The organism is Serratia sp. B501, assembly GCF_051172315.1.
GTDB classification, from domain to species: Bacteria; Pseudomonadota; Gammaproteobacteria; order Enterobacterales; family Enterobacteriaceae; genus Serratia; species Serratia ureilytica.
Window position 1 is genome coordinate 72,318 of sequence record NZ_JBPIZB010000003.1, and the last position, 24,884, is coordinate 97,201.

The following is a 24,884-nucleotide window of genomic DNA, read 5'->3' on the forward strand; positions in this document are numbered from 1 at the left end:
ATTAAACTTCGTTTATTATTTAAGATGTGAATTAACTATTAGCACCGACAAAATTATTGTCAAGACGGGCGCATCAGCAATGCGCGCCCGGTAAAATAAAACCTGATGAATAATGAAAAAGTTTAACCCATGAAACTTTTTGCGTTTATTTCCCCCGCCCGTCCGGCTGAATTTGCGGCAAGGCGCTGAGCCGTTCAAATGCATAATCCCAAAAGGCGCGCACCTTCAGCGGCATGTGCTGTGCCTGCTGCGCCACCAGCTGTACCGGCATCGGCAACGGCTCATGATCCGTCAACAGCCGCACCAGCGTACCGGCGGCCAAATCGTCCGCCACCTGATACGAGAGCAACCGGGCGACGCCCTTGCCGGCGCGCACCGCCAGCAGTTGCGCTTCCACGTCGTTGAGCAACAGCCGGGGAGCCAATCGCACGCGCTCGCCGTTTTCCTGCGGACCGAAGCGCCATTCGCGCAGCGACGGCCGCTGGGTGCCGACGATGGTGGCGTGCTCCGCCAGTTGCGCCGGCGATCGCGGTTCACCGCAGCGCGCCAGGTAATCCGGGCTGGCGACCGTCACCCGGCTGACCTGCCCCAGGCGCCGCGCCACGCGGGAAGAGTCCTGCAGATGACCGATGCGCACCGCGATATCCAACCCTTCGTCAATCAGATCGAGATTGCGATCGTTCAATACCATTTCGATCTGCATCTGCGGGTAATCATCGAGAAATGCCATCACCACCGGCGCCACGTACCGGCGGCCGAACTGCACCGGCGAGGTAACGCGCAGCAAGCCGCTCAGCTGCGCTTCGGCGGTATCCTGCACCACCGCCTGATAATCCTGCAGCAGCCGTTGCGCGCGCTCCAACAGCCGCGCACCCGCCTCGGTGGGCGCCAGCCGCCGGGTCGTGCGCTCCACCAATCGGGTGCCGAAACGCTGTTCCAGCGCGGCGATGGCCCGGGTGATCGCCGGCGCCGAACGCCGCAGTTTGCGCCCGGCCGCCGCCAGGCTGCCTTGCTGCACCACCGCAACGAAAATCGCCAACTCGTCTAACCGATCCATAGATTCTTCCGAAAAGTGAAATTATCAATTTCCACATTGCCGGATTTCGCTCGTTCAACGCAAGAGTATGCTGACAAAAAGCACTGAGGAGAAACGCCATGTCCACCATCACACTCTACGGCACCCCGCTTTCCGGCCACGTTCATCGCGTGGCGTTGCTGCTGCGCATGCTGGCGCTGCCCTATGCATGGGTCGAAGCCTCGGCGGACGTACGGCAGAGCGCAGCCTTCCGCCGGCTCAACCCGTTCGGCCAGATCCCGGTCTTGCAGGATGGCGATCTGACGCTGGCCGACAGCAACGCCATTCTGGTCTATCTGGTGAAGCGCTATGCGCCGGACAGCCACTGGCTGCCGGAACAGCCGGCCGCGGCGGCGCGAGTGCAGGCCTGGCTTTCCAAAGCCGCCGGTGAAGTCCGATACGGCCCGGCGGCCTGCCGACTGATCGCCCAATTCGCCGTGCCGGAGGACTATCAGGCGGCGCGGGCGGTCAGCGATCGTTTCCTGCCGCAGATGGAACAGCACCTGAGCGAGCGGGACTACCTGGCCACCGAACAGCCCACCATCGCCGATCTGGCCTGCCACAGCTACGTAGCGGTCGCGGCCGAAGGCGGCATTTCGCTGTCGCCTTACCCTGCGATACGTCGCTGGGCGGCGCGCATCGCTGCACTGCCCGGCTTCTTTGCCATGCCGGCCCTGCCGGAACCGGCGGGGAGCTGACGCCATGATCCCGCAACTGTTCCATCCCGATGAGCTGCGCGCGCAGACGCTGGCCGGGTTTGGCGGCGTAGGCGGTGGCATCTACCCCGCGATGCCGGATCAGCACCGCGCGTTTTTCGCCGCGCTGCCCTACCTGTTTGTCGCCACGCTGGATGAACAAGGCTGGCCCATCGCCACCCTGTTCACCGGCCCGCCCGGATTTTTACGCACGCCGGACGACACGCATTTACGCATCAGCGCGCCGCGCCGCAGCGACGATCCCGCCCAGGCGCTGTTGCTGCCCGGCAAGCCGGTCGGCGCGCTGGGGCTGGATTTCAGCAACCGGCGGCGCAACCGCGCCAACGGCGCCGTCGGCCGCACCGACAAAAACCGGGTGGAAATCCTCGTTCAGCAAAGCTTCGGCAACTGCCCGCAGTACATTCAGCGCCGCGAACTCTACCCGGTGGACAGCCAGCCGCAGCCGATTGAGCATTTGGCCGTGCTGGATGCGGCGGCGCAGGCGCTGATCCGCGCCGCGGACACCTGCTTCGTCGCCAGCTGCGCGCACCTGGCACTGGCGCAGGGCGGCGTGGATATTTCCCATCGCGGCGGCCGCCCCGGCTTTATCCACCTGGAAGGTGACACGCTGTGGATGCCGGACTTTCGCGGCAACCGCTACATGAACACGCTGGGCAATCTGCTGGCCGAACCGCGGGCGGCGCTGCTGTTCATCGATTTCGATCGCGGCGATGTGCTGCATCTGCAGGGGGAAACGCAATTCCTCTGGCAGGCTGACGGCCATCCCGGCGTCGAAGGGGCGGAACGCTATTGGCGATTTGACGTGCGCCGCGCCTGGCGTTTTGCGGCGGCGCTGCCGTGGCGAGGGCGCAATCTGGAGTATTCGCCGGCGACGCTGGCGACCGGGGTGTGGCACCGCTGAAATGAAAAGCCCCGCGGCGGCGGGGCTGGATCGGAAATTACAGGCTGTGTTCGGCCGCCGATGCGGCCTGATAAAGCTGACGAAAATAATTCAACCGCGCAAAGAACAGGCGGCTTTGCTGCTCCGACATATTGCCGGCCACCTGCCCGGCGTCAATCTGCCGCCCTTGCCATTCCATCAGGGCGATGCTCGACGCCAAAAAATCCATTTCGCTGCCGTAGGCCGCGAGATGTCTGTCCACTGATTTCATCATTCGCACACTCCTTTTAATCACATCGAAAAGGGTCATATGCCTGCTCTTTCAGTATCGACCCGACGGCGGATATTTTTTGTACAGAAGATGCGCAGTGAGAAAACGGCCATCTTGTCGTCGCGTTGGCAAACGGCGGCGGCAAAGTTTGCTAGGGTAAAGGGTAGCCGTATGGAATAGACCACTCCGTTGAACTCAGCAAAGGAAGAGACTCATGAGCATCAGTATCCGCGCCACCCTCAAGGATCCCACGCTGTTCCGCGAGGCCAATTACATCGACGGGCAATGGTTGCCAGCCCAGGAAGGCCGCACGATCGCCATTCATAACCCCGCCAACGGCGAGCGGATCGGCCACGTGCCGGCCTTCGGCGCCGAAGAAACCGCTCGCGCCATCGCCGCCGCCAAAAAAGCGCTGCCCGCCTGGCGCGCGCTGACCGCCAAAGAGCGCGCCGGCAAGCTGCGGCGACTGTTTGAGCTGATGATGGAAAATCAGGAAGATCTGGCGCGCATCATGACGGCGGAACAGGGCAAACCGCTGGCCGAAAGCCGCGGTGAAATCGCCTATGCCGCCTCCTTTATCGAATGGTTCGCCGAGGAAGGCAAGCGGGTGTATGGCGACACCATTCCACAACCGCAGGCCGGTCGCCGCATCATCGTGCAGAAAGAGCCGATCGGCGTGTTCGCCGCCATCACCCCGTGGAACTTCCCGGCGGCGATGATCACCCGTAAAGCCGGACCCGGCTGGGCCGCCGGCTGCACCGGGGTGATCCGCCCCGCCAGTCAGACGCCGTTCTCGGCGCTGGCGATCGCCGTGCTGGCGGAGCGCGCCGGGTTGCCCGCCGGGGTGTGCAACGTGATAACCGGCCCCAGCAAAGGCATCGGCGGCGAACTCACCGCCAACCCGGACGTGCGCAAACTCTCCTTCACCGGCAGCACCGAAGTGGGGGCGCAACTGCTGGCCCAGTGTGCGCCCACCATCAAGAAAACCAGCATGGAGCTGGGCGGCAACGCGCCGTTTATCGTGTTTGACGACGCCGATCTGGACGCCGCCGTGGCCGGCGCGATCGCCTCGAAATACCGCAACGCCGGCCAGACCTGCGTCTGCACCAACCGTTTTCTGGTGCAAGACGGCGTATACGATGCCTTCGCCGCCAAACTGAAAGCCGCCGTCGCCAAGCTGAAAGTCGGCAACGGCCTGGATGACGGCGTCACCATCGGCCCGTTGATTAACCCGGACGCGGTGGAGAAAGTGCGCGAGCATATCGCCGACGCCGTCGAGCACGGCGCCTCGGTGCTGCTGGGCGGCAAGCCTGACGCGCTGGGCGGCAATTTCTTCACCCCGACTATCCTGACCGACGTGCCGCGCACGGCGAAAATCTTCCGCGAGGAGACGTTCGGCCCGGTGGCGCCCCTGATCCGCTTCAGCCAGGAAGCCGACGCCGTCGAACTGGCTAACGACACGCCGTTCGGCCTGGCCGCTTACTTCTACAGCCGCGACATCGGCCGGGTGATGCGCGTGGCCGAAGCGCTGGAGTACGGCATTGTCGGCATCAACGAAGGGCTGATCTCCACCGAAGTGGCGCCGTTCGGCGGCATGAAACACTCCGGTTTGGGCCGTGAAGGCTCAAAATACGGCATCGAAGACTATCTCGAGATCAAATACCTGTGCCTCGGCGGCCTGGGCGCCTGATGTGAGGGGCCGGGCATAAGGCAAATATTCATCTTGGTGAAATGACACTCTTCACTGCATAAAATTAAAAACGTTTTCCAACACCTTCGGCGTCGATAGCCCCGTATTCTCTACGGGGCTATACGTTTATTTCATCGTCAAACGTATTTTTGCAACGTTAAAAATCCGATGTCCAGACCATTGAGCGCAACATGCATACGAGTTCCATCCCAGGCCAGCGCCAACTCAGCAGGAGCAGCCAGTTCCGTCCCTTCACGCAACGAAAATCCGCCCTGAGCCACCGCATTGGCAGCCCTATCATAGCTACCGCCAACAGGTTTTCCGATATATAAGGCTGAAGAGTCGGGTGTATCGATATACCAAGGTAATCCGCTATACTGACCAAGGGTCAATTGTATCCCGGCACCACGCAAAGCCGGCCGCACGCTATTCTTTCCTGTAATGCGCCAACGCTCCGCCACGCTTCGACCACTCCCTAATAGTTTCACAGGTGAATCAATGGCGTCTTCGCTTTGTTCAATGGTCAAATTGCGAGGAACATTGATCGTCGTCGCCGTCGTCGTTAAGCAAACAGCTTTAGTCCCTTTGACAATCAATTCGTCGATATCACAATCGGCAGCCAACAGCACAATGGGGAGCGTCCCTTCAGGCAATCCTCGATTAAAACTCAAGCGGCGAATAACGCAATTGGCCAAGATACGGCACATGGCCGTGTTCACAGCGTATGCAGCCGAGAATTCGCCTACATTGATCTCGTCAATCATCAGTTGCGGCATTTTGATAAAAAAGCTGTCCGCACTATCGACTTTTCCAATGTCGATGCGGCCAATGCGACAACGGCTTTGCTGACCGGAGGCGGACAGCGCGAAACTGTGATAACAGGAACGCAGCGAAATATAATCGATTACCGTATCTTCAGAGCCATCGTGTAATTCAATCCCGCTCAAACACGCCCCAATAGAAACAGATCGTATAGAATGTCTTGTCCCCGAAGAATAGACTGCACATGCACGATTTTTGATTGCTGTACTGGTCGGATTGTTTAGAAAATAACAGTCACCCGCGTTGATATTGACGCAGCTGTTATTCTCTCCGGAGCAGATAACCACCCCACTGCCCCATCCACCACACTGCACGTTCGAAATAAAATTATTTTTCCCAAGGTCTCCATCTTGAGCAATGCTTAAAACCGCACCAGCAAGGTAACCAGCCTCTGGTTTATCAGAGGGAACACCTGCGCCCAACATACGGATATTTGTTACATTATTATTATTACCTTTTATCAGCACCCCGTCACCAAGGCAATAACCACATGTAATATCCGATATCACGTTACCGTCATTGTAGGTGGCAAAAAAGTCATCACGGCACTCATCGATGATAATATCATGCGCCAGCGATCGCCCCTGAAGGCTGAATCCGTCACAGAACCCACTTAATTGCATATGGTGAAAATAACTTCCTTCTCCACCGGAATAACCCACATGACTTTTCACCACGTTATAAACGCTATTGCGAGTAGCATTGCCAAGCAATTTACCGCCAAACATCTCTACGCCATGAAGATAATCGTAGGCTCCAGCCAGTGACGTTTCATTGGCAAACATCGGTTTTACGTGCCCCGTCTTGGCTCTGATCGTAGCACCGTTTAAATTGATAGTTTTGCGCGCCGTTCTACCGTCTTTCACGTTTACCGTATTCGAAGTTAAATACACAGCGCCCGCTCGACAAATGACACTATAGGGAGAGACGAAACAACGCGTTAACGATTCCGTATCGTCCGTCACATTGTCGCCTCGTGCACCATACATCGCGGGTGTAATAAGGCCAGACACGTCAAGCGCTCTTACCCATGTCCAGTTTTCTGCCGATTTGATATAAATACCTCCATCGTCATTAAATACGGCAGATTGCACAGCGGTAAATACGCCACCGCCTTCAGGAGTTCCGGTAGTCGTATACCAATCGGAATAATAAGAAGTAACCTCAATCAACTCGCCCGTAATAGCAGGCACAGTTTTTCGCAACGTAGCAATATCGGGACAAGTATCCATCATTCTACCCTTGAGTATTTTTAGGAACCGTTATCGGCATACTCAATACTAATGGCTGTGAACTTGCCCTGCTCTTTCTATTCGTTGTGCCACCGAGGAATAAGCCAAGGCAGAGATTTCACTCTGCCGATAACTAAATCGAACTCACCCCCAGGTATTCCGCTTCGCTGACCGGCTTCAGCCAGGTCAACGGACTGCCGTCCAGCGCCTGGCTCTGCGCACTTTCCTCATAGATTACCCGGACATCAACGTAGAAATCACCGTCGACAATAGTCTGGCCGACATCGACGTCGGCATCCGGCTGGGGGAACAAGTGGCGAAGGATATGGCCGCGGTGCGCATCGGGCCCGACATGCGCATGGTGCCCGCCGCCTCCCCTGCCTATTTCGCCCGTTACGGCCGCCCCGCTACGCCACAAGCGCTGCAAAACCATCGCTGCATTGACATGCGTTTGCCAACCCTCGGCGGGTTGTACGCCAGGGAATTTACCCGCGATGGCCGTGAGATCAAAGTGCGGGTGGAGGGGCAACTACTGACCTTCAACAGCCAGCGGCAGTGAAGAGCGTCACGCCTTCGTCGACCGCGGCGCGGATCAGATCGATCGCCTGCCGTTTATCGGTGGTCGGGCCGTAGCCAAAACTCAGCCCCATGCAGCCCAGGCCCAACGCCGATACTTCCAGCCCTTCTCGCCCCAACTTGTGTGTTTGCATCTTCACTCTCCCACTGATTGATACCGGCTCCGCCTGCCTGTACGGAGCCGTTGAGCCAATCAGGCGTCCTGATTGAGTGCGTTGCCGATCGCCTCCTCACACTGCAAGATATTATGGTGGTGACAAGCCAGCGGGATAATCTTGAGCTGCGCGCAAACCGCGCCCAGCCCATTATCTTCCAGCGCCAGCAGCGGCGCCGTTATCGCCTCCGGCAACTGCGGGTTACCCTCCGTCGCCTTAAACAGCGTCACCTTCGTGGTTTGCAGCCTGCGGCTCAGACTCCCCTCAGACAGCCGCCGCTCCGCCTGCCCGGCGGCCATGGCGCGTGTCGCCGCCTCGCCCTCGATGCCCAGCGCAGGCAGCAGTTGCTCCAGCGGCAGCTCCGCCGTGGTCTGCAGATAGAAGCTGTCCAGCAGATACAGCTGCACGTTACGGCAGCCGCGCGCCTCCAGGCGAGCGGCGATCTCCAGCGCGATGATGCCCCCCAACGACCACCCGAGAATGCGCACCGGCCCGGCGTCTTGCAGCAGGCCGGCGGCAATCATGTCGTTTAAATACCGTTCGGCCAGCTCGCCGAGCGAGTCGATGGTCGGTTGATGGTAAAGATTGTGGTTATCGACGCCATAGCAATTGAGTCGCCCTTGCAACGGCTGAGCGAAAGCATGAAACGCCTCCGCGCCCACCAGCGCCGGGTGGATCATCCACATCGCGGGCACGCCGTCTGTCCGGCGGTTAAGCGGCATGACCAAACGGCGCTCGTTGGCGGCCAGCAGATTTTTCAGGGTGCGGCTTTGCAACAGCTGCACCACCGGCACCGGCGCGGCCATCAGCGCACCCATGCCGACGCACAGGGAGATCGCCTTGATCGAGGTGCCGCCCAGCAGGAAGAAATCGTCCGTCATGCCGACCTGCTCGCACTGCAGCGCCTCCTGCCACAATGCGCACAACTGCTGCTCCAGCGCGTTCGCGGGAGCGACATAGGCCTGCGGCTCATTCGCCGTCGGCGCCGGCAACGCCTTGCGATCCAGCTTACCGCTGGAGTTGTACGGCAACGCTTCCAGCCGCACCAGGGCCTCAGGCAGCATGTATAGCGGCAATTGCCCGCTCATAAAGGCCAGCAGCACCGACTCCTCCAGCGGCGCCTCACTGACGTAATACAGCGCCAGACGCTGCCGATGCGCCTCTGACAGCACCACGGCGCAGCAGGATTTGATCGCGCCGAACGCCAGCGCACATTGCTCGACCTCCCCCAGCTCGACGCGGTAGCCATTGATTTTCACCTGAAAATCCATACGGCCGAGGAACTCCAGATTGCCGTCCGGCAAATAACGCCCGGCATCGCCGGTGCGATAAAGCCGCTCCCCCAATTCCGGATGGTAGATGAATTTTTCCTCGGTCAGCGACGGATTGCGGTAATAGCCGCGCGCCACGCCGGCCCCACCGATGTACTGCTCCCCCGGTAAGCAGGGCGGCAACACGCGCAGATGGCGATCCAGCACATAGAAACGCTGATGGGCCATCGCCCGGCCATAAGGCACGCTGGGCGCCAGGATCGGCGTTTCCGGAATGTCGTACAAAATCGACCAAATGGAGCTTTCGGTCGCGCCCCCGGCGCTGACTACCCGGCACCCTGGCCGCCATTGGCGAATGCGCGCCGGCAGTGAACGCGAGATCACCTCGCCCACCAGCACCACGTTGCGCAGATGCGGCCACTGCGCCTGCGATGCGGCGGACTCCAGTTGCTCCACCAGCAGCGTCATCACCGAAGGCGCGGAATTCCAGAAGGTTACGCCCTGGGTCATCAACAGCCGATGCCAGGCCTCAGGCTGATAGCGTTCAGTTTCGGACGGCATCACGATGGCGCCGCCCACCGACAGCAGGCCGAAAATATCGAACACCGAAATGTCGAAACTCAACGCGCTGAGCGCCAACCCGCGATCGTCCGCGCCGAGTTCCAGCTGGTGTAAGGTATCGATGATGCTGTTCACCGCGCCGCGATGTTCTATCGCCACCCCTTTCGGCGTGCCGGTAGAACCGGAGGTGAAGATCACATAGGCCAGCGCGGAAGGCGCCGGCAAGACCGGCTCACCCGGCGCCGCCGGCGGTAACGCGTTGACCGCACCTTGCGGATCGATCGTCAACAGCCTGGCGTTACCGTGGGCCACCCACGCCCGGCTGCTGAGGATAATCCGGGTCTGCGACTGCGCGACGATATCCAGGCGGCGGCGTTCCGGCCAGGCGCCGTCCAGCGGCAAATAGGCCTTGCCGGCCATCAGGATCGCCAGCACCGCAATGATTTGCGCCCGCCCTTTGTCCACCATCACCGCGATGGTGTCGGCGCGCATATCCGCATGCTCGCGCAGCTGCAACGACAGCGCCAACGCACGCCGATACAGCTCACCGTAGTTCAGCTCACCCCATTCATCGACGATCGCCACCCGCTGCGGATCGCGCTCGGCCTGACGGATAAAATCATGATGGATGGCGCGTTCGAAATCGTAGGCCGGCGGACAGGATTGACGGAAGGCGCGCTGCCGCGCCGTTTCACTCGCCGATACCAGCGCCAACTGACTGACGCGCTGCTCCCCGTGATTGACGATCTGCGTGAGGATCGTCAGATAATACTCACCCAACAGCGCCAGCGTGGCCGGTGCAAACAGGGCGGTGGCATAGTTGAAGATCGCCCTGCCGCCTTGCGGCGCCGACTGTATGCTCAGCGTCAAATCGAATTTGGCCGCCTGATAGTGTGTCAACAGATCCTGCGGCGCCAGCCAGGCCAGCGCTTCACCCGCCTCTTCCAGCGCGAACAGCGTCTGAAACAGCGGATGGCGCGACAGATCGCGCGGCACCTGCAGCAGCTCAATCAACTGATCCAACGGTAAATTCTGATGCCGCTGCGCCTGCAGCACGCCATCAAAGACCCGATGCACATAATCATTCAGCGACGCCGCATCGTCTATTTGCGAGCGCAACGGCAGCGTATTGACGAAGAATCCGATCGCCGAGCGGGTCTCCGCCACCGGCCGGTTAGCGACCGGCGTGCCGACCAGAATGTCTTGCTGGCCGCTGAAGTAACCGAGCAGCAGATTAAAGGCCGCAAGATACAGAGCAAACGGCGTGACGCCTTGCCGCCGGGCGAACTGCGCCGCCTGCATCGTCAGGGCCTCCGGCAGCGCGATGACGTGATTGGCGCCGCGATGATCGAAGCGCGCCGGCCGCACGAAATCGAGCGGCATCTCCAGCGCCTGCCACCCATCCAGCGCTTGTCGCCAATACGCTTTCGCCTCATCCGCCAACGCGGAGTCCAGCCAGCGCCGCTGCCAGACGGCATAATCGCCATATTGCAACGGCAACGCCGCCAGCTCAGCCTCCCGCCCTTGCCGCTGCGCCTGATACAGCGCATCCAACTCCTGCAGCAGCACCGGCTGCGACCAGCCGTCAAACGCCAGGTGGTGCACCAGGATCAGGCTGTAAGTCACCCGCCCGCCATCAGGCTGCACCACCTGGTAAACGCTCGCTCTGATCGGCAACTCCGCCTCCAAGGCAAACGGCCGATCGATATCCTGCCGCAGTCTGTCCGGCCAGCGCGCCGCCTCCAGCGCCACGCGCTCCAGCGAAAGCGTTTGTTCACAGGCCCGGGCGACGGCAATTTGGGACGGCTTCTGGGCAATCAGGCTGTGCAACACCTGATGCCGGGCGACGACCGCCTGCAGACTGCGCTCGTAAGCCGTCAGACAGACCTCCTCGCCGAGACGGAACAGCATCGGCACATGATAAAGATTGCCGCCGCCGTTCAGGTTCTCGATAAACCACAGCTGCAGCTGTGAGGCGGAGAGCGGATACTCGCGTTGCCGCAGCGGCGGGATCGACATCGGCGCGGCGCCCTCCCCCTGCCGCAGCAACGCACGGCACAATGAACGGATCGTCGGGAACCGGCCCAGCTCGCTCAACGTCACCTCGCTCCCCAACCGCTGACCGATCTGGTAACAGGCCTGGATCGCCAGAAGGGAATTGCCGCCCAGCGAGAAAAAATTGTCCTCCATGCCGATATCCTGCCGCTGCAACAGATCGCGCCACACCGCCAGGCAAGCGTTCTCCCGCTCGTTCTGCGCCGCGACAAACTCGCGCGCCGTCCTTTTCGGCGGCGGCAACGCCTGTCGGGCTATCTTGCCGTTTTCGGTCAGCGGCAGCTGTGCCAGCTGCATCAGCGCCTGCGGCACCATGTAAGGAGGCAGTTGGCTGCTCAAATGCTGCGCCAAATCCTGCGGGGCGATCGCCTCATCGGCAACGAAGTAAGCGGCCAGACAGGGCTGAGGGGCGGTGACGAGCACGCAACAACAGGCGGTCACCCCCGGATAGGCAAGCGCGGCATGCTCTATTTCACCCAGCTCGATGCGGTAGCCGTTCAGCTTGACCTGCTGATCGAGACGCCCCAGGAACTCCACATTGCCGTCCTCGAGCCACCGGCCCGCGTCGCCGGTGCGATACACCCGCTCCTGCAGTTCCTCATGCCAGAAGAAACTCTCGGCGGTGCGTTGCGGATCGCCGTAATACCCGCGCGCCAACCCTTCACCGGCCAGATAGATCTCCCCGCGCACGCCCGGCGCCGCGGGCCGTCGTCCGGCATCCAGAATGTAGCAACGCTGGTGCGGCAACGGTTTACCGTAAGGGATGCTGACCGAGCGAATTTTCTCGCCTCGCGGCACCTCATACAGCATGGTGAAGATCGCCGCCTCCGTAGCGCCGCCGGCGCTGCAGAAGCGGACGTGCGGCGCCCAAGCCAGGCAGCGTTCCGGCAGCGAGGTGGCGATCCAGTCGCCCCCCACCATCACCGCCCGCAGCGCCGGCGCAGGCCCGGCCGCCAGCCCCGCGCCGTTTACATAGTCCAGCAACAGCTCCATCAGGGCCGGTGCGCTCAACCATTGCGTCACTCGATGTGTCATCATCAGCTGATACCAGGCTTGCGGATTGACCCGATCTCGCTCGGCCGGCATCACAACCGCGCCGCCCGCGCTCAACGGGCTGAAAATATCGAAGATCGCCAGATCGAAGCTCAACGCGCTGAGCGCCAGGCTGCGATCCCGCTCGTTGAACCCAAAATACCGCCGAACGCCTTCCAGCATGTTCACCGCGCTGCGATGTTCGATCGCCACGCCCTTGGGCGTGCCGGTCGAGCCCGAAGTGAAAATGATATAGGCCAGGCTGTCAGGACTGGCCTCCACCGCCGGCAGACGCCTCTCCGGCAGCGGCAACTGCGCCGCCAGCCCGCCGGCATTCAGTTCGACCAAGTTGATCTCGTCGCAGGCCCAGGGCGTATCGCTGAGCAACGTATTGATGCCGGCCTGCGCCATCACCTTCAGCCGCCGCTGCGGCGGCCATGTCGCCTCCATCGGCAAAAACGCCTTGCCGCACATCAGCGCCGCCAACAGGGCGATCGGCTGCCGGCGCCCCTTGTCGGCGACGACGGCGATGGCGTCGCCGGTCATCTTGCCCTGCACACGCAGTTGAGTGGCCAGCGTTAACGCCGCCTCGTGCAGTTCGCCGTACGTCATTTCCCCCTGCGCGTCGATCACCGCGACGGCCTGCGGATTGCGCTGCGCATGCCGCACGAAATCCTGTTGCAGGCAGCGTTCAAACGCATAGCTAAAGGCCGGCGCCGCAGGCAGCGCCGGGCTCTGCGGCTGCAGACGAATATTTTCCAGCGGCCAGTCATCGTGGCGCGCCATCTGTTGCAATAGGGCGAGATAGTAGCCGGCCAACCGATCCATCGACGCTTTGCTGAACAGCGCCGACGCGAAGTTGAAGCGCGCGCGCATCTGCTCCCCTTGCGGCGACAGCGTGAGCGTCAGATCGAACTTGGCGGTGCGCTCATCCGCGCTCAGATCGACCACCGACAGCCAGTCCGGACGTGTCGGTGCGCCGCTCTCGCCCTCCAGCGCGAACATGACCTGGAACAGCGGATGCCGCGAAAAGTCGCGCGGCAGCGCCAGAGCGTCCACCAGCGCCTCCAGCGACAGCGTCTGATGCTGCTGCGCCCGCAGCGTCGTGGCCGCAACATCTCGCACAAACTCGGCGACGCCCTGACGCGGGTCGATCTGCCGGCGTAAAGGCAGCGTATTGACAAAGAATCCGATCAGATTCTCCAGCTCAGGGCGATTGCGGTTCGCCAGCGGCGTGCCCACCATGACATCGTTCTGACCGCTGTAGCGGGCAAGCAACAGCATGAACCCCGCCAGCATCACAGCATGCAGCGTCACGCCCTCTCGGCGCGCCAACGCCTCCAGCGCCTTCACCAGCGCCGCCGGCAGCGGCACTTCGCTGTTGTCGCCGCGTACGTCGAAGACCGCCGGCCGCAAAAAATCCACCGGCAGCGAGAGCGGCTGCCAACCCGCCAGCTCTCGTTGCCAAAAGGCCAATTCGTCGGCCCGGCGCTGCACATTTTCCGGCGCGTGTTGCCAGCAGGCATAGTCGAGGTATTGCAGCGCCGGCTCTGTCGCCTTATGCCACGTTCCCCGATAGCGCGCGTCCAGCTCCTGCAGCAGCACCTCAAGCGACCAACCGTCAAAGACGATGTGATGGAACACCAGCAGACAAACGGCCGTTTCCCCGCCCGCCGCATCGCGGTAACGATAGCGCGTGGCGCGCAGCGGCAGCTCGCGCGTCAAATCCATCGGCCGGCTGCAGGCCTGCGCCAGCGCCATGTCAAACTCAGCGCTGCTCACCGTCAGCAAAGGCACCGGCAGCACGGTGTCGCTGACCCACTGGCTGGCTTCGCCCCGCTCATTCTGGCGAATCAGGCTACGCAAGATCTGGTGGCGCTCGACGAGCGCCTGCAGACAGTCCGCAAAACGTTGGTCATCGATGTCCGGCGCCAGCCGCAGCAGCACCGGCGACAGATAGTGCGTGGCGTCCGCCGACAGTTGCTGAACAAACCACAATCGCGACTGCTGAAGCGACAGCGGCCCCTCCCGCAGCCCGCCGACGAGGATGGGCGGCTCATCCGACGGCGCCTGCCGTTGAGCGGCGATATGCTCGCTCAGCGCGGCCACCGTCGGATGCTGATTCAACGTCAGCACCGAGATCTTCGCCCCCGGCAATTTATTCACTTCGTGACACAGCCTGATGGCCATAATGGAGTTGCCGCCGAGGCGGAAGAAGTTGTCGTCCATGCCGACATGGCCGCCCAGCAGCCGATTGAACAGTGCAGAAAGCTGAGTCTCCAGCGGCGTGCCCGGTTGGCGAAACGCCGTTTGCCGCTCCACCGGCAGCGGTTCCGGCAATGCCCGGTAATCGACCTTGCGGCTCACCGTCAGCGGCAGCGCTGACAGCGCCGACAGCGCCGACGGCAACATATAATGCGGCAGCTGCGCCGCCAGGCGTTGCAAGATGTCGCCGGCCTGCGGCGTCGCGCCGGGCTTCGGCACATACCAGGCCGCCAGTTGGTCCGTCGTGCCGGGGCGCAGGGTCACCACCGCCTCGGCCACCTCGGGCAGCGCGCGCAGCTGCATTTCGATCTCGCCCAACTCGATGCGATAGCCGTTGATCTTGATCTGCTGGTCGTGTCGCCCAAGATAGTCCAGGCTGCCGTCGGCCAAGCGCCGTACCCGGTCGCCGGTGCGATACAGGCGCCGGTAAGGCTCACGCAGTTCAAAAGGATTGGCGACGAATGCGGCTTCCGTCAGCGCCGGCAGGTTCAGGTATCCGCGCGCCAGGCCGACGCCGGCTAGACACAGCTCGCCCTCCGCCCCCAGCGGCAGTAGATTGTCATGCTCGTCAACCACATAACAACGCATATTGGCGATGGCGTGGCCGATATTGCGCGCGCCGTTGCGGCGATAGATATTCAGACTGGCGCTGACCGAAGCCTCGGTTGGGCCGTACAGATTGGCAACCTGCATGCCGCAGGCCAGGTAATGGTCGAGCGCCTCCTGCGCGGTCGCCTCGCCGCCGGTCGCGAGATAGCGCACCGAAGCCGGCAGGTCAGGCAAAGTGCCAAGCAGCGCCGGCGGCAGGAAACAGGCTTCGATGCCCCAGGCCGCCATTTGGCCGCACAACAGCGCCGGATCGCGTCGCTGCGCCTCGCCCGCGATGAACAGCCGGTGGCCGTTGCTCAGGGCCATGAACACTTCAAACACGTGCGCGTCAAAGGCCAGCGACGCGAACTGCAGGCAGTTGAGCGCGCCCGATTCATTGCGCAGCAAACGCTGCGTATGACCCCACACCATGTTGGCCGCGCCCCGGTGTTCGCACAGCGTGCCTTTCGGCCGACCGCTGGTGCCGGAGGTGTAAATCACGTAGGCCAATTGCCGGGCTTCGACATTCGGCAGACTCGCGGCATCCGCATCGGCAAGCGGTTCATCTGCCGCCAGGCAAGCGCCGTCCGGCGCCAGTCGCTGCGCCGCCCCTTGCAATGCGCTTTCCGTCAGGACGATGGGGCTGTTCACCTCTTTCAGAATATATTCCAGGCGCTGCGCTGGCGCCGCGGGATCCAGCGGCACATAGGCGCCGCCCGCCTTCATGATGGCCAGCATCGCCACCACCGCTTCCGCGCTGCGCTGCAGATACAGCGGGATCAGCGTCTCTGGCGGCATGGCTGCGCCGCGCAACCGGCGATATTCTTCCCGCAGCCGTATCGCCAGGCGATCGCTGCGCTGTGCCAGTTGGCGGTAGCTGAGCGAACCGTTGGCATCGGTTACGGCGATGCGTTCCGGATGACGGCGCGTCTGGCGGGCCACGCCGTCGAGCAGTGTCGCCCCTGGGTCGGCCGTGTCCGGCTCGCTCTCCCAGGCGTCGCGGCAGCGTAAAACCTGCTGCGCCGTGAGCTGCGGCCACGCGGCTATCGGCGCGTCCGGTTCGGTTAGCGCACGCTGCAATAGCCCGAGATACTGATCCGCCATCTCCGCCATTTGCGTGGCGTCGAACAGATCGGGCCGATAACGCAGGCGAAACTCAAAGGCCTGCTCGGTCGGCTGATACTCCAGCAGCAGTTCCGAACCGGCCAGATCGACGTTGTAACGGTGATTGACGCCGATGCGGCAACCGTCAAGCGCCAGCGGCGCATCTTTCAGGTAAGCCTGGGTGAAATTGACGTTCAGCTCGCGCACCGGGCTGAGGTTCAGCATGTCATAAACCGGCAATTGGCTATGCCGCAGCTTACCCGTCGCCTTGAGTGCTTTGCTGTAGGCCAGCGTCGCGCGGTACAGCTGGTTGAACGTGGCTCCCGGGGCGAGCGTTAAGGGAAACACTGCGGTGTTGACCTGGGCGCCGAAGAACAGCGGCTCGCCGCCGTCCGGCGCGACGGGATAACCGATATGCACCGTGTCCTGCGCGGATTGCCGGGCGATCAGTAACGCCCACAGCGTTTTGAATATCAGGAATGGGTTGGCATACCTGACGCCGGACTTCAGCGCCTGCCACTCGGCGAACGGCAACGTAAAGCGCACTTCGCCGGCGCCGGGTGCTTCGGGGGCTTCGCCGGGGAGATAAGGCAACGCTACGCGCGGGGCGCATTCGGCCAACCGGTCGCCCCAGAATGACGCGGAAGCGAAGTCCTGCTTCAACGCCGCGATATCCGCCTCATAGCGCCGGTACAATCGACAAATGTCCGTTTCATCCGCCTGCGGCGGCGCCACGGCCGCCCCGCGATTGTAATAGGCGGAAACGGCGTTGTAGAACTCCTGGCCGGACAGGCCGTCGATCAGGATATGATGAACGACAATGATCAAATTATAGCGCTGCGGCGCCAACTCAATCAGGTAGAAGCGGCACAGCGGCCCCTCCCGGAGATCGAACGGCGTATTGATTAATTTGCCGACATCGCAATCGGCATCAAGCGTTTCCAACGCAATTTTCTTCTCCGTCTTTACCCAGCGTAATTGCGGCGAGCTGTCGTCGAGGACATGGTGAAACAGAATATAGTCCCGGCACACCCCGTCGATCGCCGCGCGCAGTCGATCGACGTCCAGCGCCCCCTCAATGGTCTGATCCAGCACCAGGTTGTACTCGCAGGAGTGTGGATTGAGGACGTATTCATTCCAAAACGTGTGGGTATAGGGTGAAGCGATGATCGCGCCCATGAATCAATTCCCTTTTAATATATTCCGATAATATATGAATAGATATTTATGCATGGCATAAATACCGTGATGGTTATGCGATTGAGCTGTTAGGCGAAAACTTAAAAAACATAAGAGCGAATATTATTTTATTTTTATAAAAAATAAAGCCACAAAAAAATAAATAAATTAAAATCATTAAAAACAATGACATAAAAAATAATTTATCATTTAAAAATGACTCCTTGTTTTACATTCATAAATAAAATAACCATTGTAAATAAATTAAAATCAAGGATGGGAATATATTTAATATAAATAAATCTAATTTAAAGGCATCGCAGGAAAATCGATAAAAAAGAGAATCTTCTTAAATGAAAACACGCATCTTTCAGTTGCGCTATTCCAAAGCGTACGGTGTCGGAATATCCTATACTCGTTGCAGGATGCAGTTTCCCTCCCATTGAATGCCAGTACAGGGAGTCACAAATGGCTATTTTCGCCCACTTGCGGGCAATTTTTTCAGCATTATTGGCAGAATTATCTGATGAATAAAAAACGTCCCGTCTTGACCCCGGCAACCCTGTTATTGCTGCAGCCGGTCTGCATCGGTTCGGCCCTGGCGGCGGATCAGAAAGACAGCGATACGCTGGTGGTAATGGCGCAACCCATCGGATTGACCGAGCTGGGATCGCCGGTGTCCGTTAGCGTGATCGACGGCCAGGACCTGCGCAACGCCGCACCGCAGATTAACCTGTCGGAAAACCTTGGCAGCGTGCCGGGCCTGCAGCTTCAAAACCGGCAAAACTATGCGCAGGATCTGCAGCTGTCGATACGCGGATTCGGCAGCCGATCGATGTTCGGCGTGCGCGGGGTGCGCATGTACGTCGACGGCATCCCCGCCACCATGCCCGACGGCCAGGGACAAACCTCCAACATCGACATCAACTCCGTCGAGCGCATCGAGGTGCTGCGCGGCCCCTATTCCGCGCTGTACGGCAACGCTTCAGGCGGGGTGATCAACGTTGACACCCAGACCGGCGCCCAGCCGCCAACGCTGGAGGCCGGCAGCTATTTCGGCAGCGACAACACCTGGCGCTACGGGGTGAAAGCGACCGGCGCCACCGGCGACGGCACCCAGGCCGGCGACGTCAACTACGCTATCTCCGGCACCCGCTTCACCACTCAGGGCTATCGCGATCACAGCGCCGCGCGGAAAAACCTCGGCAACGGCAAGCTCGGCGTGCGGTTGGACGACGTCAGTACCCTGACGCTGATGTTCAACAGCGTCTCCATTGACGCCGGCGATCCGGGCGGCCTGACCGAAGCGGAATGGAAGGAAAACCCGCGCCAGGCGCCGCGCGCGGATCAATACAACACCCGCAAGTCGCTCGATCAGACCCAGGCCGGCCTGCGCTATCAGCGCCAGATGAGCGAGCGCGACGAACTGACGCTGACCGCCTACCACGGCGAGCGCCACACCACGCAGTACCAATCCATTCCACGCGGGCCGCAGCTCAACCCTACCCACGCCGGCGGGGTGATCGTGCTGGAAAGAAAATATCAGGGCATTGACACTCGCTGGAAGCATGAGGATACTCTCGCCTCGTTACCGGTAACACTGATCGGCGGTCTGGATTATGAAACCATGACCGAACGCCGGCAGGGGTTTGAAAACTTTATTCTGCGAGACGGCACAGTGGACTACGGCGAGAAGGGCGACCAGCGGCGCAACGAGAAAAACCGCATCTGGAACCTGGATCCTTACCTGCAAACCTCCTGGCAACTGACGCCGCACTGGACGCTGGACGCCGGCCTGCGCTACAGCACGGTCAGCTTCGACTCGACCGACTACTACATCACGCCGCGCAACGGCGACGACAGCGGCAGCAAACGCTACCACCAGTGGCTGCCGATGGGCTCGCTCAACTATAAAATCAATCCGGCGTGGAACGTTTATCTCTCCGCAGGCCGCGGCTTTGAAACCCCGACCATCAACGAACTCTCCTATCGCCCCGACGGCCAGGCCGGCCTGAACATCGGTCTGCAGCCGTCCACCAGCGACACCGTCGAACTGGGCAGCAAACTGCGCCTCGGCAACGGCCTGGTGAGCGCCGCCCTGTTCCAGACCGATACCGACAACGAGCTGGTGGTGGCGGAAAGCAGCGGTGGGCGCACCAGCTACGCCAACGCCGGCAAAACCCGGCGGCGCGGCCTGGAACTGGCGCTGGATCAAGAGTTCGCGCTGGACTGGCGCCTGCATATGGCCTGGACGCTGCTGGACGCCACCTACCGCAGCGAAATGTGCGGCAAAGCCGTTTGTACCCCGGCCCAAACCATTCCTGCCGGCAATCGCCTGCCGGGCATCGCCCGCAACATGGGCTACGCCTCGCTGGCCTATGCCCCGCCGGAAGGCTGGCACGCCGGCGCGGAACTGCGCTACATGAGCGACATTCAGGCCAATGACGCCAACAGCGCGCAGGCTCCTTCTTACACCGTGGCCGGCGTAAACGCCGGTTATCGCTTTACCTGGAACCGCTGGGCGCTGGACGTGTTCAGCCGGGTGGACAATGTTTTCGATCGCCGATACGTCGGTTCGGTGATCGTCAACGAAGGCAACGGCCGCTACTTCGAGCCGGCGCCGGGGCGCAACTGGGGTGGCGGCGCCACCTTGTCTTATCGCTTTGAATAAGGCAAAGCACCTTAAGGTTAAAAAACGGGATGGGTTTTACGTCACCCTAGCGGCTTCTCGCTGAAATAATAGGGAGAAACCGCGTGTTTTTTCCGATTTGGCTTAATCTCTAAATCGGGGACTTTCATTTTTGGTAAGGGTATTGCTATGCAAAATAAAGCGTCACTATCGCCGCTTATCGTCATAACGGCGCTGTTTGCCGCGCTGAGCGGGCTTTATCTGCTCGGCGGCGGCATCTGGCTGGCCAAGTTGGGCGGTTCGCTGTATTACATCATCGCCGGGCTGGTGCTGCTGGCGACTTCCTGGCTGCTGTTCCGCCGCCGCGCCACCGCGCTGCTGCTGTACGCGGTATTTCTGCTGGGCACCACGATTTGGGCCCTGTGGGAAGTGGGCCCGGACTTCTGGGCGCTGACGCCGCGCCTGGACGTCACCTTCTTCTTCGGCCTGTGGCTGGTGTTGCCGTTTATCTACCGCAAGCTGGTGGCCAACGGCAAATTCGCCTACGGCGCGCTGAGCGCGGCGCTGGCGATCACCGTCATCGCGCTGGCCTATGCCGTATTCAACGATCCGCAAGAGATTAACGGCACCCTCGACGCCGCCCAGGTACAACCGAAAGACGCCACCGGCGCCGACTGGCCGGCCTATGGCCGCACCCAGGAAGGCACCCGTTACTCGCCGCTGAGCCAGATCAACGACAAAAACGTTGGCCAGCTGCAAGAGGTTTGGCGTTTCCAGACCGGCGATCTGAAGACCGCCAACGATCCGGGTGAGATCACCAACGAAGTCACGCCGATCAAGATCCGCGATACCCTTTACATGTGTACGCCACACCAGAAGCTGTTCGCGCTGGATGCCGCCACCGGTAAAGAAAAATGGAAGTTTGATCCGCAGCTGAAATACAACCCAACCTTCCAGCACATCACCTGTCGCGGCGTGTCTTACCACGAAACCGCCGCAGCCGCAGGCGCCGCCAGCGACGCCGCTCCGGCGATGTGCGCACGCCGCATCATTCTGCCGGTCAACGACGGCCGTCTGTTCGCACTGGACGCCGAAACCGGCAAACCCTGCCCGGACTTCGCCAACAACGGTGAGCTGAACCTGCAGAGCAATATGCCGTATGCGACGCCGGGCCACTACGAGCCGACCTCGCCGCCGGTGATCACCGATAAAGTGATCGTCGTCGCCGGTGCCGTGACCGACAACTACTCCAACCGCGAGCCTTCCGGCGTGATCCGCGGCTTCGACGTCAACAGCGGCAAGCTGCTGTGGGCCTTCGATCCGGGCGCGAAAGATCCGAACGCCATCCCGGCGGACGAGCACCACTTCGTGCCGAACTCGCCGAACTCCTGGGCGCCTGCCGCCTATGACGCCAAGCTGGATATCGTTTACCTGCCGATGGGCGTTTCCACTCCGGACATCTGGGGCGGCGATCGCACCCCGGAAATGGAACGCTACGCCAGCGGCCTGTTGGCGCTGAACGCCTCCACCGGCAAACTGGCCTGGTTCTATCAGACGGTCCACCATGACCTGTGGGATATGGACGTGCCGGCGCAGCCGACCCTGGCGGACATTACCGACAAGAGCGGTAAAAAAGTGCCGGTCATCTATGTGCCGACCAAAACCGGCAACATCTTCGTGCTGAACCGCACCAACGGCGAACTGGTGGTGCCGGCGCCGGAGAAACCGGTACCGCAGGGCCCAGCCAAGGGCGATCGCCTGTCACCGACCCAGCCGTTCTCCGAGTTGACCTTCCGTCCTGAGAAGAAACTGACCGGCGCCGACATGTGGGGCGCGACCATCTATGATCAGCTGGTCTGCCGCGTGATGTTCCACAGCCTGCGTTATGAAGGTACCTTCACCCCGCCTTCCGAGCAGGGCACGCTGGTGTTCCCGGGTAACCTGGGCATGTTCGAATGGGGCGGCCTGGCCGTCGATACCGATCGCGAAATCGCCATCGCCAACCCGATCGCGCTGCCGTTCGTCTCCAAACTGATCCCGCGCGGCCCAGGCAACCCGATTGAGCCGCCGGAAGGCGACAAAGGCGGCAGCGGTACCGAGTCCGGCGTACAGCCGCAGTATGGCGTGCCGTTCGGCGTCACCCTGAACCCGTTCCTGTCGCCGTTCGGCCTGCCGTGCAAACAGCCGGCCTGGGGTTACATTTCCGCCGTGGATCTGAAAACCAACGACATCGTGTGGAAAAAACGCATCGGCACCGTGCGCGACAGCTCGCCGTTGCCGCTGCCGTTCAAAATGGGCATGCCGATGCTGGGCGGCCCGGTGACCACCGCCGGTAACGTGTTCTTCATCGGCGCCACCGCGGACAACTACCTGCGCGCCTTCAGCGTGACCAACGGTGAAAAACTGTGGGAAGCGCGCTTGCCGGCCGGCGGCCAGGCGACGCCGATGACCTATGAGGTCAACGGCAAGCAGTACGTGCTGATCTACGCCGGCGGCCACGGTTCCTTCGGCACCAAGCTGGGCGACTACGTGGTCGCTTACGCCCTGCCCGATCAGAAGTAACCACCGCCGTTAGTACCCCGCAAAGCACGCCGCAAGGCGTGCTTTTTCTTTTCCCGCCCCGCCGGCTGTCCCCTCGCAATACCCTTAATTTTTTCACTCTCATTATTGATAATGGTTATCATTCGCAATATTATATCTCTGCGGCCCCGGCAGCGGCTGCGATCCTCTCCCGCTTAATGGGCAATACAACGATCGGCCGCCTTCGGGCGGCCCTATTCGGAGGCGCATGGTCGACCATACTCGAAAGCATCGAAAGAAGATTCTGCAAGCGGCGGTGAAAACGCGACGCGCCGGCCTGACGTTCGCGCCGGCGTCGCCGGCCACGTCGCCCTTTATCGGCCAGCACCGCCAGACGCAAGCCGTGCTGATACACCTGATCGGCCATGATGACGCCCAGGAGGAACATGAATGAATCTGCAGCCCTTTACCGCCATGCTGATGTTCGCCTATGTGCTGCTGATGGTGCCGCTGCTCTACGTCATCGACAGCCGCCTGAGCGCCAGCAAACTGGTGCGCAAAGCCACGCAAAACCTCATCATCATCGCCTTGACGCTGTTGTTCTTCAGCGCGATGACGCTGCTGTATTGACGCTTCCTGCCCCTCAGGCGCCAAATTGAGCGCCTGAGCCGCCCTCTCATCCGCGCGCCCGCTCTACGGTTTTCAACCCGCCCAACCGCAACCAATGGTAGAGATCCGCATTGCGTTTAAACCCCAGCTTCCTCATCGCCGCCTGTTTGTGATTGCTGACGGTTTTCACGCTCAGATGCAGGTTGCGCGCGATGGCGGTCTGCGGCAATTCACAGGCCAGGTAGCGCATGACATCCTGCTCACGGCGGGTAATGCGCTGCCGTTCACACCAATAGCACCGGTGCGCTGCGTCGCCATGCGTCCGCGCCGCCAATGCCCGCTCCAGCTGGCTTAATACGCTGCCCGGCGAGTCGTTGCGGAAAATAACGCCCGCCTCACTGATACAGCGCGGGTTATCGCGCCAGCGGGTATCGCCGGGTTCTCGCAGCGCAAAGTTGATCGGTTGGCCGCCATTCGCTGAACGCAGGCAGAAACGCGCCTGCCAATCACGCTCCACGGACTGGAACACCATATCCGCCCGATGCGCCTGTGTGGCGTCGAACACCTGAACCCGCATGCCGCGGCGCGCAAAATACGGCAACAGCAGCTGCTGCAATCCTTCAATAAAGAAACGGTCGTTATCGATAAACGCCAGAGTGATGGTAGTTTCCATCGGCACGCTCCCTTTGAAATCATCCTTCCCGGTCGCCGCCGAGCGCGATTCCCCCCCTGATGGCGGGTGACTCAACGGCATAATGCAACGGCGCGCGGCGCGGGTAATGCGGCTACGGCAACGCCAGAATGGCGACCGATTGCCCCGAGTAATTGCCAGCCTTGATCGTTCCCGTCACGCCAAGGGTGGAAGTGATCGGCACCGTGACCCCGCGCGTATCCGCGGTGAACTGATAACCCAGGTTGCCCAGGGCGCCGTTGATGCGCAGCGTGCTGTAGACGCCGGAATTCCCCAGATCCAGGCGGCCATTGCTGCCGACGCGGATATACATGACGATGTTCATCTTCTGCGAGCACACTACGCGCAGGCTGCCGCGCGCCGTATTGCCTACCAGGTCGGTATCCGGCAACACGCCGTGGTTCAGATCGAGCTGTTGCTCATCGATGCCGCAGACCCCGACCGGCGGCGGCGCGATGCCGCAGACGCTGCTCGGCATCAACCGTGCGCTGTTGCCTTCAACGGCGGAGGAGGACGAGGTGGTATAAAACAGCCCGACACACTCCTGAGTGATGGCATCCCCCACATGAGAAGTCGCACCGACGATCGGCAACGGATAAATGCTCTGGTAGAAGCGACTGAGTTCACCCATCGTCCGCAGTTGGGTAATCTGCGGGTAGCGCCCCGACCCGACGATAGAGGCCGAAGGCGTCACGGCCGTGCTGCCGCCCGTATTGGCGCTGGTGTGCCGGTGGTTGATCCCCACAGCGCACATGCTTTGCTGGTAGCAAGGATTAGGCGATGAGTCATCCTTATCCCAGCTCTCAAGCACATACTCATAAGCCGCATTGCTGGGAGAGCCGGTACTCTTGGTCACATAGGAATAAATTTGCGCCGAGCACAGCCCCGGCAGCAGGCCAAACAGTAAGTACATCCCTCTGAAGTGAACACGCTGCATCGCGTCATATCCTTGTTCTGTGGTGC

At 61.2% G+C, this 24,884-nt stretch carries 13 protein-coding genes and 2 pseudogenes; 8 read left to right on the forward strand and 7 right to left on the reverse strand.

From position 1 onward, the window contains the following. Nucleotides 1-145 precede the first annotated feature (145 nt). Entirely contained in the window at nt 146-1,057 is a 912-nt protein-coding gene (locus ACSBQV_RS11000; protein ID WP_094142872.1) for a LysR family transcriptional regulator, read from the reverse strand. Between the two features lie 98 nt (nt 1,058-1,155). Here ACSBQV_RS11000 and ACSBQV_RS11005 point away from each other — a divergent pair, with 98 nt between their 5' ends. Beyond that, nucleotides 1,156-1,773, forward strand: coding sequence for a glutathione S-transferase family protein (locus ACSBQV_RS11005; RefSeq protein WP_099786178.1), 618 nt, complete (start codon nt 1,156-1,158; stop codon nt 1,771-1,773). Nucleotides 1,774-1,777: 4 nt separating this feature from the next. Continuing rightward, on the forward strand, nt 1,778-2,692 hold the full coding sequence (locus ACSBQV_RS11010; protein WP_099786179.1) for a pyridoxamine 5'-phosphate oxidase family protein: 915 nt from the start codon (nt 1,778-1,780) through the stop codon (nt 2,690-2,692). Nucleotides 2,693-2,729: 37 nt separating this feature from the next. Here the strand turns inward: ACSBQV_RS11010 and ACSBQV_RS11015 are convergent, their stop codons facing one another. Further along, nucleotides 2,730-2,945: a glycogen synthase gene (locus ACSBQV_RS11015; protein WP_004935234.1), complete on the reverse strand. Its 216-nt coding sequence runs from the start codon at nt 2,943-2,945 to the stop codon at nt 2,730-2,732. Between the two features lie 211 nt (nt 2,946-3,156). On the opposite strand from ACSBQV_RS11015, the gene gabD reads away from it, so the two are divergent. Next, on the forward strand, nt 3,157-4,632 hold the full coding sequence (gene gabD / locus ACSBQV_RS11020; RefSeq protein ID WP_099786180.1) for an NADP-dependent succinate-semialdehyde dehydrogenase: 1,476 nt from the start codon (nt 3,157-3,159) through the stop codon (nt 4,630-4,632). A 137-nt stretch (nt 4,633-4,769) separates the two neighbouring features. Here gabD and ACSBQV_RS11025 read toward each other — a convergent pair whose 3' ends face one another. Further along, nucleotides 4,770-6,686, reverse strand: coding sequence for a hypothetical protein (locus ACSBQV_RS11025; RefSeq protein WP_099786207.1), 1,917 nt, complete (start codon nt 6,684-6,686; stop codon nt 4,770-4,772). A 214-nt stretch (nt 6,687-6,900) separates the two neighbouring features. On the opposite strand from ACSBQV_RS11025, the pseudogene ACSBQV_RS11030 reads away from it, so the two are divergent. Continuing rightward, nucleotides 6,901-7,242, forward strand: a pseudogene (locus ACSBQV_RS11030) (LysR substrate-binding domain-containing protein); the annotation flags it as partial. Here ACSBQV_RS11030 and ACSBQV_RS11035 read toward each other — a convergent pair. Both ACSBQV_RS11035 and ACSBQV_RS11040 read right to left on the reverse strand, forming a co-directional pair. After that, nucleotides 7,235-7,396 (reverse strand): annotated as a pseudogene (locus ACSBQV_RS11035) (aldo/keto reductase); the annotation flags it as partial. The pseudogenes ACSBQV_RS11030 and ACSBQV_RS11035 sit on opposite strands and share 8 nt — an antisense overlap. A gap of 59 nt (nt 7,397-7,455) precedes the next feature. Continuing rightward, nucleotides 7,456-17,472: a non-ribosomal peptide synthetase gene (locus tag ACSBQV_RS11040; protein WP_099786181.1), complete on the reverse strand. Its 10,017-nt coding sequence runs from the start codon at nt 17,470-17,472 to the stop codon at nt 7,456-7,458. Between the two features lie 526 nt (nt 17,473-17,998). Here ACSBQV_RS11040 and pqqU point away from each other — a divergent pair. The 4 genes from pqqU (at nt 17,999) to ACSBQV_RS11060 (ending at nt 23,251) form a co-directional block, all read left to right on the forward strand. Beyond that, the gene (pqqU, locus tag ACSBQV_RS11045) at nt 17,999-20,143 is read left to right on the forward strand and encodes a TonB-dependent receptor PqqU (protein ID WP_046896518.1); all 2,145 of its coding nucleotides are present in this window, start codon (nt 17,999-18,001) and stop codon (nt 20,141-20,143) included. Nucleotides 20,144-20,290: 147 nt separating this feature from the next. Further along, entirely contained in the window at nt 20,291-22,663 is a 2,373-nt protein-coding gene (locus ACSBQV_RS11050; RefSeq protein ID WP_099782152.1) for a glucose/quinate/shikimate family membrane-bound PQQ-dependent dehydrogenase, read from the forward strand. Nucleotides 22,664-22,889: 226 nt separating this feature from the next. Continuing rightward, a complete protein-coding gene (locus ACSBQV_RS11055) occupies nt 22,890-23,075 on the forward strand; it encodes a hypothetical protein (RefSeq protein WP_033643635.1) in 186 nt (61 codons plus the stop codon). Beyond that, nucleotides 23,072-23,251, forward strand: a complete 180-nt coding sequence (locus ACSBQV_RS11060) for a hypothetical protein (RefSeq protein ID WP_015378373.1) — start codon at nt 23,072-23,074, stop codon at nt 23,249-23,251. Before ACSBQV_RS11055 ends, ACSBQV_RS11060 begins: the two co-directional genes overlap by 4 nt. Nucleotides 23,252-23,297: 46 nt before the next feature. Here the strand turns inward: ACSBQV_RS11060 and ACSBQV_RS11065 are convergent, their stop codons facing one another. Together ACSBQV_RS11065 and ACSBQV_RS11070 are read right to left on the reverse strand one after the other, a co-directional pair. After that, nucleotides 23,298-23,903 (reverse strand): helix-turn-helix transcriptional regulator, encoded by a 606-nt coding sequence (locus ACSBQV_RS11065; RefSeq protein ID WP_099782154.1) that lies wholly within the window; start codon nt 23,901-23,903, stop codon nt 23,298-23,300. 112 nt (nt 23,904-24,015) lie between these two features. Beyond that, nucleotides 24,016-24,858, reverse strand: coding sequence for an MrpH family fimbial adhesin (locus tag ACSBQV_RS11070; RefSeq protein WP_099782156.1), 843 nt, complete (start codon nt 24,856-24,858; stop codon nt 24,016-24,018). Nucleotides 24,859-24,884 lie beyond the last annotated feature (26 nt).

Bases quoted from the DNA above. Each gene is read 5' to 3' on its own strand.
- ACSBQV_RS11000 (WP_094142872.1), bottom strand. From the start codon at position 1,057: ATGGATCGGTTAGACGAGTTGGCGATTTTCGTTGCGGTGGTGCAGCAA.
- ACSBQV_RS11005 (WP_099786178.1), top strand. From the start codon at position 1,156: ATGTCCACCATCACACTCTACGGCACCCCGCTTTCCGGCCACGTTCAT.
- ACSBQV_RS11010 (WP_099786179.1), top strand. From the start codon at position 1,778: ATGATCCCGCAACTGTTCCATCCCGATGAGCTGCGCGCGCAGACGCTG.
- ACSBQV_RS11015 (WP_004935234.1), bottom strand. From the start codon at position 2,945: ATGATGAAATCAGTGGACAGACATCTCGCGGCCTACGGCAGCGAAATG.
- gabD (WP_099786180.1), top strand. From the start codon at position 3,157: ATGAGCATCAGTATCCGCGCCACCCTCAAGGATCCCACGCTGTTCCGC.
- ACSBQV_RS11025 (WP_099786207.1), bottom strand. From the start codon at position 6,686: ATGGATACTTGTCCCGATATTGCTACGTTGCGAAAAACTGTGCCTGCT.
- ACSBQV_RS11040 (WP_099786181.1), bottom strand. From the start codon at position 17,472: ATGGGCGCGATCATCGCTTCACCCTATACCCACACGTTTTGGAATGAA.
- pqqU (WP_046896518.1), top strand. From the start codon at position 17,999: ATGAATAAAAAACGTCCCGTCTTGACCCCGGCAACCCTGTTATTGCTG.
- ACSBQV_RS11050 (WP_099782152.1), top strand. From the start codon at position 20,291: ATGCAAAATAAAGCGTCACTATCGCCGCTTATCGTCATAACGGCGCTG.
- ACSBQV_RS11055 (WP_033643635.1), top strand. From the start codon at position 22,890: ATGGTCGACCATACTCGAAAGCATCGAAAGAAGATTCTGCAAGCGGCG.
- ACSBQV_RS11060 (WP_015378373.1), top strand. From the start codon at position 23,072: ATGAATCTGCAGCCCTTTACCGCCATGCTGATGTTCGCCTATGTGCTG.
- ACSBQV_RS11065 (WP_099782154.1), bottom strand. From the start codon at position 23,903: ATGGAAACTACCATCACTCTGGCGTTTATCGATAACGACCGTTTCTTT.
- ACSBQV_RS11070 (WP_099782156.1), bottom strand. From the start codon at position 24,858: ATGCAGCGTGTTCACTTCAGAGGGATGTACTTACTGTTTGGCCTGCTG.